Annotated in this window: 16 protein-coding genes and 1 pseudogene; 16 read left to right on the top strand and 1 reads right to left on the bottom strand. The window is 35.2% G+C overall.

What is annotated here, in order from left to right:
- The first annotated feature begins 4 nt into the window (after window positions 1-4).
- From CLV73_RS11695 to CLV73_RS11640, 12 genes and pseudogenes are all read left to right on the top strand, one after another.
- The gene (locus CLV73_RS11695; protein ID WP_100377085.1) at window positions 5-835 is read left to right on the top strand and encodes an alpha/beta hydrolase; all 831 of its coding nucleotides are present in this window, start codon (window positions 5-7) and stop codon (window positions 833-835) included.
- A 112-nt stretch (window positions 836-947) separates the two neighbouring features.
- Complete coding sequence (gene paaZ, locus CLV73_RS11690) at window positions 948-3,443, top strand: phenylacetic acid degradation bifunctional protein PaaZ (RefSeq protein ID WP_100377084.1); 2,496 nt, start codon at window positions 948-950, stop codon at window positions 3,441-3,443.
- 137 nt (window positions 3,444-3,580) lie between these two features.
- Window positions 3,581-4,309, top strand: a pseudogene (locus CLV73_RS11685) (DUF4241 domain-containing protein).
- A gap of 172 nt (window positions 4,310-4,481) precedes the next feature.
- A complete protein-coding gene (locus CLV73_RS11680) occupies window positions 4,482-5,018 on the top strand; it encodes an SMI1/KNR4 family protein (protein ID WP_100377083.1) in 537 nt (178 codons plus the stop codon).
- 13 nt (window positions 5,019-5,031) lie between these two features.
- Window positions 5,032-5,724 carry an SMUG2 DNA glycosylase family protein gene (locus tag CLV73_RS11675; protein ID WP_100377082.1) on the top strand — a complete coding sequence of 231 codons (693 nt, stop codon included), beginning with the start codon at window positions 5,032-5,034 and terminating at the stop codon, window positions 5,722-5,724.
- 21 nt (window positions 5,725-5,745) lie between these two features.
- On the top strand, window positions 5,746-6,510 hold the full coding sequence (locus CLV73_RS11670) for a methyltransferase domain-containing protein (protein ID WP_100377081.1): 765 nt from the start codon (window positions 5,746-5,748) through the stop codon (window positions 6,508-6,510).
- Window positions 6,511-6,610: 100 nt separating this feature from the next.
- A complete protein-coding gene (locus CLV73_RS11665; protein ID WP_100377080.1) occupies window positions 6,611-7,375 on the top strand; it encodes an enoyl-CoA hydratase/isomerase family protein in 765 nt (254 codons plus the stop codon).
- A gap of 236 nt (window positions 7,376-7,611) precedes the next feature.
- Window positions 7,612-10,563 (top strand): SusC/RagA family TonB-linked outer membrane protein, encoded by a 2,952-nt coding sequence (locus tag CLV73_RS11660; RefSeq protein ID WP_100377850.1) that lies wholly within the window; start codon window positions 7,612-7,614, stop codon window positions 10,561-10,563.
- Window positions 10,564-10,573: 10 nt separating this feature from the next.
- Complete coding sequence (locus tag CLV73_RS11655) at window positions 10,574-12,109, top strand: RagB/SusD family nutrient uptake outer membrane protein (protein ID WP_100377079.1); 1,536 nt, start codon at window positions 10,574-10,576, stop codon at window positions 12,107-12,109.
- 274 nt (window positions 12,110-12,383) lie between these two features.
- Window positions 12,384-13,001, top strand: coding sequence for a hypothetical protein (locus tag CLV73_RS11650; protein ID WP_100377078.1), 618 nt, complete (start codon window positions 12,384-12,386; stop codon window positions 12,999-13,001).
- A gap of 32 nt (window positions 13,002-13,033) precedes the next feature.
- The gene (locus CLV73_RS11645; RefSeq protein WP_100377077.1) at window positions 13,034-13,657 is read left to right on the top strand and encodes a hypothetical protein; all 624 of its coding nucleotides are present in this window, start codon (window positions 13,034-13,036) and stop codon (window positions 13,655-13,657) included.
- A complete protein-coding gene (locus tag CLV73_RS11640) occupies window positions 13,654-13,944 on the top strand; it encodes a winged helix-turn-helix domain-containing protein (RefSeq protein ID WP_100377076.1) in 291 nt (96 codons plus the stop codon). The genes CLV73_RS11645 and CLV73_RS11640 overlap by 4 nt, the downstream gene beginning before the upstream one ends.
- 64 nt (window positions 13,945-14,008) lie before the next feature.
- Here the strand turns inward: CLV73_RS11640 and CLV73_RS18925 are convergent, their stop codons facing one another.
- Window positions 14,009-14,212, bottom strand: a complete 204-nt coding sequence (locus CLV73_RS18925; RefSeq protein WP_157798785.1) for a hypothetical protein — start codon at window positions 14,210-14,212, stop codon at window positions 14,009-14,011.
- A gap of 250 nt (window positions 14,213-14,462) precedes the next feature.
- On the opposite strand from CLV73_RS18925, the gene CLV73_RS11630 reads away from it, so the two are divergent.
- The 4 genes from CLV73_RS11630 to CLV73_RS11615 all read left to right on the top strand — a co-directional run bounded on the left by CLV73_RS11630 (window position 14,463) and on the right by CLV73_RS11615 (window position 16,501).
- On the top strand, window positions 14,463-15,125 hold the full coding sequence (locus CLV73_RS11630) for a metallophosphoesterase (RefSeq protein ID WP_317044618.1): 663 nt from the start codon (window positions 14,463-14,465) through the stop codon (window positions 15,123-15,125).
- Between the two features lie 186 nt (window positions 15,126-15,311).
- The gene (locus tag CLV73_RS11625; protein ID WP_100377074.1) at window positions 15,312-15,611 is read left to right on the top strand and encodes a hypothetical protein; all 300 of its coding nucleotides are present in this window, start codon (window positions 15,312-15,314) and stop codon (window positions 15,609-15,611) included.
- 11 nt (window positions 15,612-15,622) lie between these two features.
- Complete coding sequence (locus tag CLV73_RS11620; RefSeq protein WP_100377073.1) at window positions 15,623-16,000, top strand: hypothetical protein; 378 nt, start codon at window positions 15,623-15,625, stop codon at window positions 15,998-16,000.
- A 15-nt stretch (window positions 16,001-16,015) separates the two neighbouring features.
- Window positions 16,016-16,501, top strand: coding sequence for a Coq4 family protein (locus CLV73_RS11615; protein ID WP_100377072.1), 486 nt, complete (start codon window positions 16,016-16,018; stop codon window positions 16,499-16,501).
- Window positions 16,502-16,504: the final 3 nt, after the last annotated feature.

The raw sequence follows: 16,504 nt of genomic DNA, 5'->3' as shown, positions 1-16,504 counted from the left end.
TAAGATGATTAAAAAGCTGCTTATTTTTTCTACCATTCTGTTCATATTTCAATCTGTGGTTTTCGCCCAGACCGGAAATGTAAAGCCTTTGACTATTGGAGAGATCAGAACCGTAAAATCTAAAATTCTAAATGAAGACAGAATGGTAAACATCTATCTTCCGCAAAATTTTGATAAAAAGAATTCGTATCCGGTTATTTATCTTCTGGATGGAAGCATGAATGAGGATTTTATCCATGTTACGGGTTTAGTTCAATTCTTCAATCAGATGTATTCCATGCCGGAAACCATTATAGTCGGAATTGCGAATATCGACAGAAAAAGAGACTTTACTTTTCATACTGATTTAAAAGACTTACAGAAAGATTATCCGACAACCGGGCATTCGGATAAATTCATCGGGTTTTTAGAAAAAGAATTGAAGCCTTATATCGAAAAACAGTTTAATACAACGGATAATTATTTATTCGGACAATCATTGGGTGGTTTGTTGGCAACTGAAATTCTGCTGAAAAAGCCTGAAATGTTCAATAATTATTTTATCATCAGTCCGAGCTTGTGGTGGGATGATGAAAGCCTTTTAAAACAGGCTCCTCAGTTATTAGCCAAAATTCCGGATACTAAAAAGTTTATTTACGTTTCTGTCGGAAAAGGCGAACATCCGGTAATGGTAAAAGACGCTGAAGATTTATATGATGTTCTTAAAAAAGCCAATAAGAAAAACTGGACTTTAGAATATAAAATGATGGAAACAGACAATCATGCCACCATTCTTCACAGAAGTTTGTATGAAGGTTTGGTGAGATTGTTTCCATACCAGGAACCAAAAAATTAAAATTATAACAATATAAAATGTATCATTTAAATAATTAGTGCAGTCATGCTGAGCCTGTCGAAGCATCCTTTCATGAATTGTTAAATTGAATACATTATAAATTAAAAACTATATGGAAAAGTTAAAAAACTATATCTACGGACAATGGGTAGAAGGTACCGGGAACGGAATTCCTTTGTACAATGCTGTCAACGGTGAACAGGTTGCCATTTCCGATACAGAAGGTCTGAATTTCGAACAGGCTTTGGATTACGGAAGAAAGGTAGGCTACAAAAACCTTTCATCCATGACGTTCTATGATCGTGGAGAAATGTTGAAGAAAGTCGCGCTTTACCTTTTAGAAAGAAAGAAAAAATATTACGAATTATCTTATAAAACAGGGGCTACTCACGTTGATTCCTGGGTGGATATCGAAGGAGGTTTCGGTACTTTCTTCACGTATTCAGGATTGGCAAAAAGAATGCTTCCCAACACTCCGTTTTGGGTGGATGGTGATACCCAGAAAATTTCTGCTAACGGAACTTTCCTGGGAACTCACATTTTAACGCCAAGTGAAGGGGTTTCTATTCAAATTAACGCCTACAATTTTCCGGTTTGGGGAATGTTGGAAAAATTGTCCACATCGTTGTTGGCAGGTGTTCCATCAATTGTTAAGCCGTCTCCGTTTGGTTCATATTTAACAAATGCGGTTTTTCAAGATATGATTGAAAGCGGAATTCTTCCGGAAGGTGCCGTTCAGTTGGTGTGTGGCGAACCGGGAAATATTCTGGATTATGTTCAGGATGGAGATTCTGTGTTGTTTACAGGTTCCGCGACGACGGGTAGAAAACTAAAGTCTTTACCATCAATTGCTGGAAATGCTGTTCGTTTCAATATGGAAGCCGATTCCTTGAACTGTTCGATTCTTGGGCTGGATGCAAAACCGGGAACTCCGGAATTTGATTTATTCATCAAAGAAGTTCGTAACGAAATGACCACGAAGGCAGGTCAAAAATGTACGGCAATCCGAAGAATTATCGTTCCTGAAAATCTGATCGGAGACGTTCAGAATGCTTTATCAAAAGCTTTAGATCAGACAAAAATCGGAAATCCATTGAGTAGGGAAACCAGAATGGGATCTTTAGTTGGAAAACAGCAGTATGATGAGGTGGTAAGAAAAGTCAATTTATTAAAGGCTGAAACGGAACTGATTTACGATGGAAAACATGAATTGGTAGACGCTGACTACGAAAAAGGGGCCTTTATGAGTCCGAAATTGTTCTTAAATGATAAACCTTTCGAAAAAAATATCTCTCATGATGTCGAAGCTTTCGGTCCGGTTTCTACGTTGATGCCTTACAAAGATGCGGAAGAAGCTGCAGCGTTGGCGAAAAGAGGGAAAGGAAGTCTGGTAGGTTCGATTGTTTCTCACGATAACAATTTCGTAGCAGAAACTTCATGGAAAATGGCTTCACAGCATGGAAGAATTTTCGTGTTAAACAGAGACAGTGCTAAAGAAAGTACAGGCCACGGTTCTCCGCTTCCGACATTGATGCACGGTGGTCCCGGTAGAGCAGGAGGAGGAGAGGAAATGGGCGGATTAAACGGCCTTCATTTCTTCCTTCAGAAAACAGCCATCCAAGGTTCTCCGGATATTTTAACGGCGGTTACTAAAATTTATCAGCAAGGCGCTGAGAAAAAATATTCGGATAAGCATCCTTTCCAGAAATATTTTGAAGAAGTTGAGGTTGGAGATTCTTTGGAAACAGCAGGAAGAACGGTTACCGATGCGGATATCGTAAACTTCTCCAATGTTTCATGGGATCATTTCTATGCGCACACCGATGCAACAAGTTTAACGGGAACGATCTTCGATAAAACGGTTGCTCATGGATATTTTATCCTTTCTGCCGCAGCAGGATTGTTCGTTTCAGGGAAAAAAGGACCTGTTATCGCCAATTACGGATTGGAAAACTGTTCGTTCTTCAAACCTGTTTATGCAGGAGATACCATTACGGTTTATTTAACGGCGAAAGAAAAGATCAACCGTGGAGTTAAGGGAAGAAATATTCCTTCCGGTGTGGTGAAATGGTTGGTTGAAGTGGTGAATCAAAGAGATGAGATCGTTTGTGTAGCTACAATTTTGACATTAGTGGCAAAGCAGTCTCCTTTCATTGATTTAAACTTAAAAAACATTCAGAAAACATTGAATGGTTTAACGGAATCCACTCAGCCAAGCTGGGGTAAAATGTCTCCTCAGCAAATGATTGAGCATTTGGAGCATGGCGTTTTGGTAAGTTTGGGTGAGCCTGAAGCCGAAAAATGCTTTACTCCTGAAGAGCATTTGGAAAAATGGCAGGATTCTTTGTACAATCACAGAAAAATGCCAAAAGACTTTCCTGCACCATATCTAGCTGAAGATGAAAAATTATTAGAATTAAGACATAAAAATCTTGAAGCAGCAAAAATTTCTTTCATGGATAATCTGAAACGATTCTCTATTTATTACAAAGAAAATCCACACGCAGAGCATACGAATTTTGTGTTTGGAAAACTGAACAAAGAAATGTGGGAACTGATGCACAGAAAGCATTTTACCCACCATTTTGAGCAGTTTGGATTGATTTAAAATTTAATATACCAATTTAACAGTGTAACAATTTTGTTGCACTGTTTTTTTATAATCTTTTGTTAAAACCATTTTGGTATTTGATATAATATACTTTTATTCTTTATTTTAACTTACAATCAATTCAAAATAAGATTATGGAAGAAAACTGGATGCAGAAATATGAAGAAGTAAAGGATATTCTTACTTGTCCTACAGATTTAGAATCTTACTTTACTTCTGACGAAATCATGGGTGAAAAAATGGAAGTTATGGAAATTGGAAATGTTTCTCTTCCGTCCGGAAAGGTAGTCGTACGGGATCCGCTTGTTTTTCTGAATGCAAATGAAAAACCTTATTTCACTGAAGTGCCGAAAGGAAATTTTCCGGTGACCATTGCTGTAGTAAAATCTTAAGATTGGGGTAACAGATATGCTGCTGTAAAAGTGAAATTTACAAATCAAAAACCTGTTCGTTACCAAGAAGCTTTAATTGGAAACGAAAATCTTGAAGGTGTAAAAGAAGACGATTTTTTTGGATTTCACGTGGATGCAGGTTTGGGATGTATTGCTGATGCAGAAGCTCTTCCGGAGTTTGATCGGTTTTTAGCAGGATTACATGTTGATAATATTTATAATGATTATTTTGCGGGTTTGTTTGCTCAAAGTTATCAGGAAAACCCTAATTATCAAAGAGAAGGAGGCGATTGGATCAACTGGACGATTCCTGATACCCAGTATAAAATCCCTATGTTTGCGAGTGGTTTTGGAGACGGTACTTATCCTGTTTATTTCGCCTATGATGAAAATAAAAAACTTTGTGGCCTTTACATTCAGTTTATTGATATTGAGCTGGCTTTAAGTGACGACGAAGAAAGCGATAACTAATCTGAGGATTTTATTTTTCTCAAAGACAGTTCGTTATCTATTCTTAAGAAAATCTATCTGAACAGATAAAGTTTTTTTTAGAAATATTCTAAATATAATGTTAAAAAAATAAGTTTTTAATTCAAAAATAATATAGATATTTGATGTAGCTACTTTTAATAAATAAAATACTATGGAATTAACGTTTTTCAAAGATTTTGACTTTGCAAATTTTTGGAGTGAATGCAGTTATTCATCAAAAGATTATATAGAAGATTTTCCTGGTGATGAAATAATTGCTGAAGTTGAAAATAAATTAGGATATCAGCTTCCGAAATCTTATATCGAATTGATGAGATTGCAAAATGGCGGATTGGTGAATAAATCATGTTTTGCCACTACAGAAAGTGTCTCTTGGGCAGAAGATCATGTAGCCATTACCGGGATTATGGCGATTGGAAAAGGAAAGAAATATTCGTTGTGCGGAGAATTGGGAAGTCAGTTTATGATTGATGAATGGGGATATCCTGCCGATGGTATTTATATCTGTGACTGTCCTTCAGCCGGACACGATATGATTTTACTTGATTATTCTGCATGTGGTAAAAACGGAGAACCGGAAGTGGTGCATGTAGATCAGGAAAATAATTTTAAGAAAACCTTTCTGGCAAAAGATTTTGAAACTTTTATCAGAGGATTACGACAGGAAGAAGAATTGGAAGTAGGATAAAACTACGACTTATATGAAAAATAAAACTTTTGCAGATAAGATCATTGAGTTTAACAAAAATCTGCACTATTCAGGATTATTACCTGAAGATTTTCAGGTTTTAAATCCATATTTGGACAACCCTGAAACCTTGGTCGTGATGCAAAAGTTTTATCACAAATATTATAACGACTTCAATAGAAGAAAATTTATTATAGGAATCAATCCTAGCCGCCACGGAGCAGGAGTAACCGGAGTTCCTTTTACGGATACCAAGCGTCTGGAAAATGTTTGTGGGATTACCATGGAATCTGCATATACCCATGAAGTTTCTTCCGTTTTTATGTATGACATGATTGCTCAGTATGGAGGAGCTGACCGGTTTTATAAAAATATCTATATCAACTCTCCTTTTCCTCTGGCTATTGTAAGAAAATCACGGAATGGCTGGCTGAATGCCAATTACTATGATGATAAGGTACTCTTTAATGACGTAAAAGATTTTATGATTGAGTCTTTAAAGAAACATATCAGCTTAGACCTTGATACAACAGAAGTTTTTGTTTTAGGAAAGAAAAATGCAGATTTTATTTCAAAATTAAATCAGGAAGCTCATCTTTTCAAAAAAATGACCGTTTTGGAGCACCCGCGATATATTCAGCAATATAAGTCAAAAGAAAAGCAACTTTATATTGATAAATATATTTTAGCCCTGAATAATAGTTAATTGATCTAAATAGTTTTTAATATGCCCTGGAATCCCGAAGTTTATAATCAGTTTAAGGATGTACGCTATCTTCCTTTCTTTGATCTGATACGGTTTATTTCTCCTGATGGTTTGAAAAAAGCGATCGATATCGGTTGCGGAACCGGAGAACAGACTCACATCCTTTCAGAAAGATTCCCTGATGCAGAATTTTTAGGCATTGATTCCTCAGCAGAAATGTTGGCTCAATCAGAGGCGTATAAAAATAAGCGATTAAATTTTAAAAGGGAAACAGTTGAAGAATTATACAATTCTACCGATACTTGGGATTTGATCTTCAGTAACGCTGCCCTGCAATGGTCAGATAAACATGAGAAACTATTTCCAAAATTACTTTCCTTATTAAGTGAAAATGGCCAGTTTGCAATACAAATGCCACTTCAGGCAGAAAATATACTTAATCAGATTTTGTTTCAGCTAGCTTCGGAAGAACCATACAAAAGCCTCCTTCAAAATTGGAACAGGATTTCCCCCGTTTTAAGCCTGGATGAATATTCAAAAATGATGTTTCAATATGGGTTAAAAGACTTGCAAATTTCTATTAAAGTTTATCCGATAATTGCTGAAAATGCAGAAAAGCTCTTTCAGTTTATCTCCGGTTCAGCATTGATTCCTTATTTAGAAAGGCTGGAGGGAAATGCCAAACAGCAATTCATTGAAGAATATAAAAAACGTATAACAGAAAAATTTGCAAAATTTCCGGCCATCTATGCATTCAAAAGAATATTGCTGTACGGCAGAAAATAAGAATTCTGAACAAGACCTGTTTTGGATACTAAAATTACTGCTTTAGTTTTCTTAAAAGTCCTTTATTTAGTATTTTTGTAAAAATCAATAGATACTAAAAATGAGTGATTTTGTAACATCAGAAATTAAAAATAATATTGCCGAAATTACATTCGGAACGGCAAAAAGCAATTCCCTTCCGGGAGCCATTCTTGAAAAATTAGCCCAAACTATTCTGGATGAAGGAGCTAAAGCAGAAGTGAAAGCTATCCTTGTAAAAAGTGAAGGGGAAAAAGCTTTTTGTGCAGGAGCGAGTTTTGATGAATTATTGGCTATTGAGGAACTGGAAGCTTCTACCAAATTTTTTGGCGGTTTTGCCAAAGTTTTGAATGCGATGAGAAATTGTGGTAAAATTGTCGTTGTAAGAGTTCAGGGAAAAACAACAGGAGGAGGAGTAGGTCTGGCTTGTGGTGCAGATTATTGTTTTGCAACGAAAGATTCTGCATTGGCTTTAACAGAAATTAATCTAGGTATTGGTCCTTTTGTGATTGGCCCCTATGTTGAGAGAAAAATAGGAAAATCACAATTCTCTGCTATGGCTATTGATGCAGATTTTAGATCAGCACAATGGGCAGAACAGCATAATATTTACCATTCTGTGTCTGAAACAATAGAGGAAATGGATGCCAAGCTTGATAAATTTTTAAATACCCTTTCTTCAAGAAGCGAAGAGGCTTTAGCTTTAATTAAGAAAGTTTCTTGGGAAGGTACAGACCATTTCAATGAATTGATGCCTGCAAGAATCCATATGAGTGCAAGCCTTATTCTGGAAGATTCTGCGAAGAGAAATATCGAAGCCATCAAAGAAAGATTGAGGGCGAAATAAACTATTCATAATATATTGAATGAAACCATTGAAATTTTTCAATGGTTTTTATTTTTTCATTTATTTTTTATTTGTTTTAGTTCGTTAATATTGAACTATTAATAAATATTGCATTTTAATATAAATATATTATGTAATCCATTGCATTAATATTAATATGTTAAAGTTTTAACTAATATTTGCATATGTTAATGTTTATTAACATATTTGCTTCTGTATTATTAAATTTTGTTAATATGAAGTTAAGATTGTCATTAATAACTACTGCTGTTCTGTTCTTTGCGGGCGGTCAGATAGTTGAAGCACAGAGGACTAAAAAGGATACTACAACTACTGAAAAGCAAATTGATGAAGTTGTAATTGTTGCTTACGGTTCTCAGAAAAAAGAAACATTAGTAGGTTCTAATACAGAAATTAAAGCCAAGCAATTTGCAGATCGCCCGATTTCCAATATCGGACAGGCAATAGACGGAGCGAGTCCGGGAGTAAAAGTTTCTACGGGAACCGGGCAGCCAGGAAGTGCTCCCAGTATTCAGGTAAGAGGGATCGGTTCGTATGGAATTTCAACATCTCCTCTATATGTGGTAGATGGTGTTATTTATACCGGATCTTTATCTGCGATTAATCCCAATGATATTGCCTCTTTTAACATTCTTAAGGATGCGGCCTCTACATCATTATACGGTTCGGCCGCTGCGAATGGGGTTGTTCTAATTACAACTAAATCCGGTAGAAAAGGAACAGATGTTCTGAATTTTAATATGAGTACAGGATATGTCGGGAGATCTATTCCGGAATATGACAGAGTAGATGTATATCAATATTATCCGTTGATCTGGGAAGCTATAAGAAACGGTAGATTTACCACTAACCCAGGGGCAGGTCTTGCTGCGGCAAATACTTATGCAACAACAAATTTGATCTCAGGTGTATTGAAGACCAATGTTTTTAATGTTGCTGACAATTTATTGGTGGTTGATGGTGTTTTAAATCCGAATGCTCAATTGAAGTATACAGATCTTGACTGGCAAGGTCCATTAATGAAAACGGGTTTCAGACAAAACTATGAGCTAAACTATAGTGGAGGAACTAATAAAACCACTTATTTTTCTTCAGTAAGTTATACTAATGAGACCGGTTATCTGATAAAATCTGATTTCGAGCGATTCACTGCGAGATTGAAAGTGGATTCTCAAATCAAAAGCTGGCTTAAGTTAGGGACAAGTATTAGTGGTGTTTCATCCAATGGTAACAACTCTATTGATGGCGCAGATAACAATACTGCTTACATTAATCCATATAACTGGACGAGAACAATGGGCCCGATATACAGCCCATATGCGCATGATCCTAATACATTTGCAACATTATATGATGCGGCTGGAAATATAGTATATGATGCAGGAGGGGCAAGAGGTGCTGATGCAGCGGCTGGAAGAAACATAATTCAGGAAACTCTTTTAAATAAGGATATTTCTAAAAATTATTATATTATTTCCAGATCTTATGCAGAATTTAAAGTTGATCCGTATTTAACATTATCTACTAACGTCGGATATGATATAAGAAACAACAGAAGGAGCAGATATGTCAATAAGCTTATTGGAGATGCAGCTCCTGCTGGTGCAGCTGAAAAAACAACATTTACAGAACAGACACTTACCTGGAACCAGTTGCTAAACTATAAGCGTAAATTTGACGTTCATAATTTTGAATTCTTATTAGGGCACGAAAATTACAAATATATTTATGAGTACTTTAATGCTTACAAACAAGGGCAAACAGTAGATGATAATGATGAACTGATCAATTTCGTAACACCTACTACGGTAACTTCACAAACGGATAATTATAAAAAAGAGAGTGTTTTCTCAAGATTAAACTATGATTATAAATCTAAATATTTATTATCCGGTTCCATCAGATGGGATGCTTCTTCAAGATTTGCTAAAGATGTAAGATGGAATTCATTCTGGTCAGTAGGAGCAGGATGGAGAATTAAAGGTGAAGACTTTTTAAAGGATTCAAGATTGATAAGCGATCTTAAGCTAAGAGGTTCTTATGGAGAAGTTGGAAATGACGGAACAAATAGTTACTATATGTATAAGAGTACCTATAGCTTAGGATACAACAACGCGCAGGAGCCGGGAATTTTATTTGGTTTCTTAGCAGATCCTTCTATCACTTGGGAATCTAATAAGCAAACTGACGTTGGGTTGGATTTCGGTTTCTTAAACAACAGAATTACGGGGTCAGTGGATTATTATAACAGAATTACAGATGACCTTATCTTCCCTGTTCCTGTTCCTGTATCTAGTGGTGTTCCTGGAAACAACATCAGTAAAAATGTTGGAACCATGTACAACAGAGGTTTCGAATTTGCGCTTAGTGCAGATGTTATTAAAAATGAAAACTTTACATGGAGTATCAATGCAAATGCATCTACTCTTAAAAATCAGGTCACAGAATTATCACAAGGAATTACTGAGATCATTAATGGAACTAAAAAAGTTTCTGTGGGACATTCAGTGTATGATTATTGGTTGAGACAATGGTATGGGGTTGATCCTGCTGATGGTTCACCATTATTTTTAGTTGCTGATGCTTATGCTGGTACTACGGCTTCTGATATCAGAACAGTGAACGGAACACAGGTGACAACTAACTTTAATAAAGCTAAATATGACTACTCAGGATCGGCTATTCCTGATCTGTTTGGTAGCTTCGGAACATCGATTTCTTATAAGCAATGGTCATTATCCACTATGTTTACTTATCAGTTAGGCGGAATGACATATGATTCCAATTACCAATCTTTGATGTCAAGTTATTCTCAGGGAGGAGCTCTAAGTACTGATATTTTGAACAGATGGACAACACCTGGACAAATCACGGATGTACCTGCATTAAACTCTTCAACATATACGAGTTCAAATGCTGCATCCAGCAGATGGTTGGTAAAATCAGACTTCATTACTTTCAGACAGGCTACTTTGGCATATAGCTTCAGCCCGGAAAGTATTTCACAATATGGTTTAACATCTTTTAGATTATTATTATCTGGAGAAAATATCTGGAGTAAAACGGCAAGAAAAGGGTTGGAACCTGCACAAACTTTCAATGGAACAACTTCAAACAGATACACTCCGGCGAGAATTGTTACAATAGGATTTAGCTTATCATTCTAAAATTAAGATTATGAAAAATATTATAAAAAGACAATATAAAAGAATTGCAATATTATCCACAACATTATTGGTACTTTCTTTAAGTTCATCTTGTAGCAGTGATTACCTGGAAACAGATCCAACAACGGCAGTTTCTGAGGAATCTGCTTATTCAAGTGCTTCCAACCTTATGGCTATTATTAATGGTATGCATAGAGATATGTATTACAGGCAAAACAACAGCCAGGGACAAAACGGGCAGGGAGGAATCATGATTATGATGGATGCCTTAGGAGAAGATTTGGTTTTCCCTTCCACCGGTAACGGTTGGTATGTTTCAACGGTGAGATGGCAGGATCAGGTAAATGAAAACGGATCCAATGATTTTTATCCTTTCCAGTTTTACTATGCCTTGATCAGAAATGCTAATCTCGTTATTGCAAATGGCCCAACAGTACCCACTGCAAACGCGACAGACGTTGCTACTGTAAAACAGGCTATTGGTGAAGCGTATGCATTCAGAGCATTCAGTTACTATATGCTGGTTCAACTCTATGGAAAAAGATATGTTCCTAACACAACGAACAGTCAGCTTGGGGTTCCTATCAGATTGGTAGCGAATGAAGTTCCGTTGGCAAGAAATACGGTAGAAGAAGTTTATACTCAGATCAATAATGATATTACTGAAGCATTATCAAGACTGAGTACCTCAAGACTAACAAAATCACACTTTAATGACAGAGTTGTTTTAGGTTTAAGAGCTAGGGTTGCTTTAACTCAAGGAAATTATGCTTTGGCTGCATCTTCTGCTAAGTCAGCAAGAGAAGCGGTAACAGGTGGTTTTGCCGGCTTTCCATTAATGAATAATGCAACATATACTGCAGGATTCAATAACCTGGAAGGTAATGGTGAATGGATGTGGGGGGCTACCATTATTGCAGACCAAACTGATTATTTTGGAAATTTTGGAGCATACATGTCTAGAAATTATAATTCAACCAATATCAGACAGGCGCCTAAGGCAATGAACAGCAAACTTTTTGCTATGTTCCCGGCTACGGACGTAAGAACAAAAGTGGTTGATCCTACTGGTCAGCATACTGCACTTGCTTTACCATCAACATATTCAAAGTTTCCATATACAAGTCAGAAATTCTTATCTGTAAGCACTTCGGACAGTAGAGTGGATGTTCCATATATGAGAGCTGCAGAAATGTATCTTATCGAAGCTGAAGCTAAAGCAAGACTGGGAGATGAAGCTGGATCAAAAGTGGTGTTCAATGCACTTGCTACTAATAGAAATCCTTCTTATACAGGTGCGACAACTACAGGTGCTGCTTATATCACGGAAATTCTGAACAGCAGAAGAATAGAGCTTTGGGGAGAAGGATTCAGATTCTTGGATCTTAAGAGATTAAATCAGGGATTAGACAGAACGGGAGCCAACCATTCTTCAGTTGTTGTTAATAATGTACTGACTGTTGCCAATACAGATAACAGATGGGAATATTTAATTCCTAGAGCAGAGATCAATGCTAATCCACTTATTGTACAAAACCCATTATAATTCTTATTCAAATTTTAATATTTTTTAAACCTTGCCTGAATAGGCAAGGTTTTTTATATTCTTTAAACCCTGTTCAGGAAACGTTTGAAAGTTCTTTATCAAGGCATATAATTGTAATCTGCTCCAATCAAGAGTAAGGGATTCCAGTCATTTCCACGGATAATGTACTTTGTATAACTTCTTCTTTAGGCCTTAATAAAAACATATGAAAATTTTAAAAAAATATTTTGAAATTTGAAATTTAATTTTAACTTTGTATTTCAAAGTTCTTTATATGGAATCAAAAAACTATCAGGAAGACTTATCTCATATCCGTTCCATGATGGAACGTTCTTCAAGATTTATTTCTTTGAGCGGATTGTCTGGAGTATTTGCCGGATTGGCAGCTATTTTAGGTGCTATATATGTGTACTTTGCTTTTCAGCGTGAAGGAATTGATTATTTTGCCGGGCAGCGAAATGTTTTTAAGGCAGGTTTGGTCAATGAGTTAATTATTACCGGGATTGTTATTCTTGCCTTAGCTCTTTTAAGCGGATATATTTTTACTGCGAATAAAAGCCGCAGAAAAGGGTTGAAAATATGGGATGCGACTACTAAAAGACTTTTGATTACCTTTGCGGTCCCTTTAGTTTCGGGGGGAGTTTTCTGCCTGGGACTTTTGTATCACCATCTTTTTGTATTTATTGCTCCTGCAACTCTTATTTTCTATGGATTGGCATTAGTGAGCGCGGAGCGATATACATTAACCGATGTTAAATATTTAGGATATTGTGAGATTGTACTGGGACTCTTTTCTCTTTTCTTTCTTGGGTGGGGATTGGTAACATGGACGATTGGCTTTGGGGTGCTTCATGTAGTGTATGGGTTGATTATGCATAAGAAGTATAAGTAATGGGGATAGGTTTTGTGATATTATTTCATCTCATGGCAATTTTTATTCTAAGTTTTATCATTGGAATTATTGCTGTCATTATAGTAAGTTTTATTCTAGATAAACAAAAAAGAACACGCAAATTATTTTTTGCTTTTTGTGCACCATTTATTGGGTTTTATACTTTGTATATTTGCGCCTTTATTGGCTCGACAATTATTTCCCAGACAAAAGGAATTGATATTGGAATTGGAGATACATGGTATGTTCCGCTAAATAATAGCTATAAATTATTATTTATTGATATTCTTGATTATGGATCTATTTCGGATAAAAATACTGGAGAAATATTTTTATCAGATATTTCGGAAATAGAACAAAGAAATGATTTGATTCTCGGTAAAATGTCTTCCGATGAATATTTTTTATTTAATACTGAAACTAGAGAATTAAGTAAGTTTGAAAGTGAAAAAGGTCTGACTTCTTCGAGTGGAAATCAAAAATTAAGTTTAAAAAATGTATATGATTTTTATTCAGAAAGAAAAAGTGAAGCCAGAGGATATTGGTTTTATTTGATAGGAATCCTTTCTTTATTATTTTCTATTGGACATCTGTGGATAGTAAATGATATAATACTTTTTTTCAGCTTTAGTAAAAGATTAATTAAATTAAAATGATTAAAATAAATCAGCTCAACAAAGAATTTGAAAGTCGTGTGAGATTAGGCATTATGTCTGTTCTTATGGTAAACGACTGGGTTGATTTTTCAGAAATGAAAAACCTTTTGGATGTCACGGATGGTAATCTAGCTAGCCATAGTACGGCCTTGGAAAAATCGAACTATATAGAAGTAAAAAAAGAATTTGTGGGTAAAAAGCCTAAGACCTCTTACAGAGTGACGCAGACTGGAAGATTGGCATTTACCGAACATTTAAATGCACTTGAAAAACTATTAGGCAAATAAGCTCAAATTTTTTTAATTATAAACTTTGTAATTCAAAGTACTTTAGAATAATTTAAATATTACATTATGAAAACACTAAAACAAACATTCTGATTTTCGCTGTTCCTGCATTGTTGTTGGCAGTGGCGTTTTTCTGCAATCTTTTTGTAGAAGGATTTAATTGGTCTTTACCGGATTTTGTGATTGCCGGAATCCTGCTTTTTGGGACCACTTTCGTTATCAGTTTAGTGGTTAATTCCAAAAAATCTTTTTCTTCCAAATTAATCATTTGCGGAATTGTTTTATTGGTTCTTCTTTTAATTTGGATAGAACTGGCAGTAGGAATTTTCGGAAGCCCATTTGCAGGAAGTTAAAAAGAGTATGAATAAAAATATTTTTTTGAAAAAACTTAATCAGCTAGCAGTTGTAGGAGCTATTTTGATTTGTTGTTTCCTTTTTCTGTTTTTAGTTTTGATTGGGCTCGAAATGGTTGTTGGAATTTTGCCGATACCTTTTATTGGAAATTAATAAAAAGATGTATGCATAGAAAAGATTTTTTAAAAAGAATTTTTCAACTGTCTATTATTGCAGCATTTCCGGTATTATATTCCTGGCAAATAGAGCCATTTTGGGTGGAATTTGTACAGAGAAAGCTTCCGATAAAGAATTTGCCAAAAGAACTGGAGGGGAAAGTTTTGATGCAGATTTCAGACCTGCATGTTGGTGAACGGTTTGATTATCATTTCCTGATAGAAGCGTTTCAAAAAGCGAAACAGTTTACTCCTGATTTTGTGGTTTACACCGGGGATTATGTAAATCATGGGAATGCCGAAGATCATGAAAAGCTAAAAAAAGTTATGGGCAATGCCGTGATGGGTAAGTTGGGAACTTTTGGAATTTTAGGAAATCATGACTATGGTAAGAATTGGAAAGATTTGGGTTCTTCAGAAATTACCTGTCAGATTTTGGAAAGCCAAGGAATTGTCATGCTGAAAAACGCACAGAAAGAATCTCACGGATTAAATTTTATTGGTTTCGACGATCTGTGGTCTCCCAATTTTGATCCAATGAGTGTAATGAAAGATTATGATGCTTCAAAAGCGAATCTTGTGCTTTGCCATAATCCTGATGTCTGTGACAAGGATGTGTGGAATGGATATCAAGGCTGGATCCTAAGCGGCCACACTCATGGAGGACAGTGACGGATTCCCGGAGTAATAACGCCAGTTCTTCTCGTAGAAAACAGAAAATATATTTCTGGTGAAATTGATCTTGAAGACGGAAGAATGTTGTACATCAACCGTGCATTGGGACATTCTTTTCAGGTAAGGTTTATGGTTCGTCCGGAAATAACAGTTTTTACTTTAACTCAAACATAAAATTTTTATATGAAAAATGAATCTGTAGTTTATTTCGGAAAATCAGTTTTTGGACTTTTTTTCGCGCTTGGAAATATATGTTTACTAGGATATTTAATTACTAAAAATGAAGATTTTGCTTCGTATGGATTTACACTATTACAATTTGCAACGCCAGTTAATTTATTAGTAATAGTATGCTTATTAATTTATGGCTTATTTAATAAATCTCAATTTAATGTTTGCTGTAAGGCATCAGCAATTATTTGTATAAATATTCCTATAGCAATTCTTTATTTTTTTATCGGAATTTCAATTCTGAAGTTTTAAAATAAACAATTATGGTAAAATCAGAAAAATATAATCTTGGAAAGTGGTGGTTTAATAGAAGAATTAAATATAATGTTGGGCTATTAATTTCAGGTTTTGTATCATTTAATTTATATTGGCTTTTAGGTGAACTTCTTATTTTTCCTTATGATGACACTTTTGAAGTGACCTTGTTTACAATGTCCTTCCAATTTGTAGGATATTTTTTCTTCATTCTTCTTGCCAATGTCTTTTACTTTCTAGGTTATTTTGTTGATGTTTTTTTCAATAAAAATAATAGTGAAGAATTTAGAACTAATCTCTTCAACAGTGGATTTATATTTTCTCTATTTATTCCTTTTATAATCCCAATTCTTATTGTAGTGCGATATTTCGTTGAATATTATTAAAATTAATCGGTTATAATGAAAAAACTACGTGTCAAATTTTTACTCTTCGTTTACAATAGAACACAAAAGCTCTATAGAACATACTTTAAAAAGAAAAAAAGAAAATGGCAGTTTAATGAAAAACAATTGCTGGAGTTCCATAAAGATTCTTTAGGAAGAAAGTTGGGCGAATTTTATCAGAAACATGGCTTTTCAATGATTCCGAAAATGGAGAATCACGACGTTCACCATTTGATCACAGGAATAGGAACTCAGTTTGAAGAGGAAATTGCTATGCAGTACCTTCTGTTGGGAAACGGAAAACTCAATGCACATCTTTTGGCTGCCATTGTTTTGGGAACGGTTATCCTTCCGGAATATTTTAAAATGTATATCAGGGCATACAGAAAAGGGCAAAATATGAAGGAATTTCATCATCTGAATTTTGAAGAATTGCTGTGGCAAAATTTTGAGAACCTCAGTGATTTTCTCCGGCAGAAAGAAAGTCCGGTTTTTTATTAATCT

It is taken from the genome of Chryseobacterium geocarposphaerae (genome assembly GCF_002797535.1).
GTDB classification, from domain to species: Bacteria; Bacteroidota; Bacteroidia; order Flavobacteriales; family Weeksellaceae; genus Chryseobacterium; species Chryseobacterium geocarposphaerae.
The sequence above is the reverse complement of the archived record's forward strand: the minus strand, read 5'-3'. Positions and strand labels throughout refer to the sequence as shown.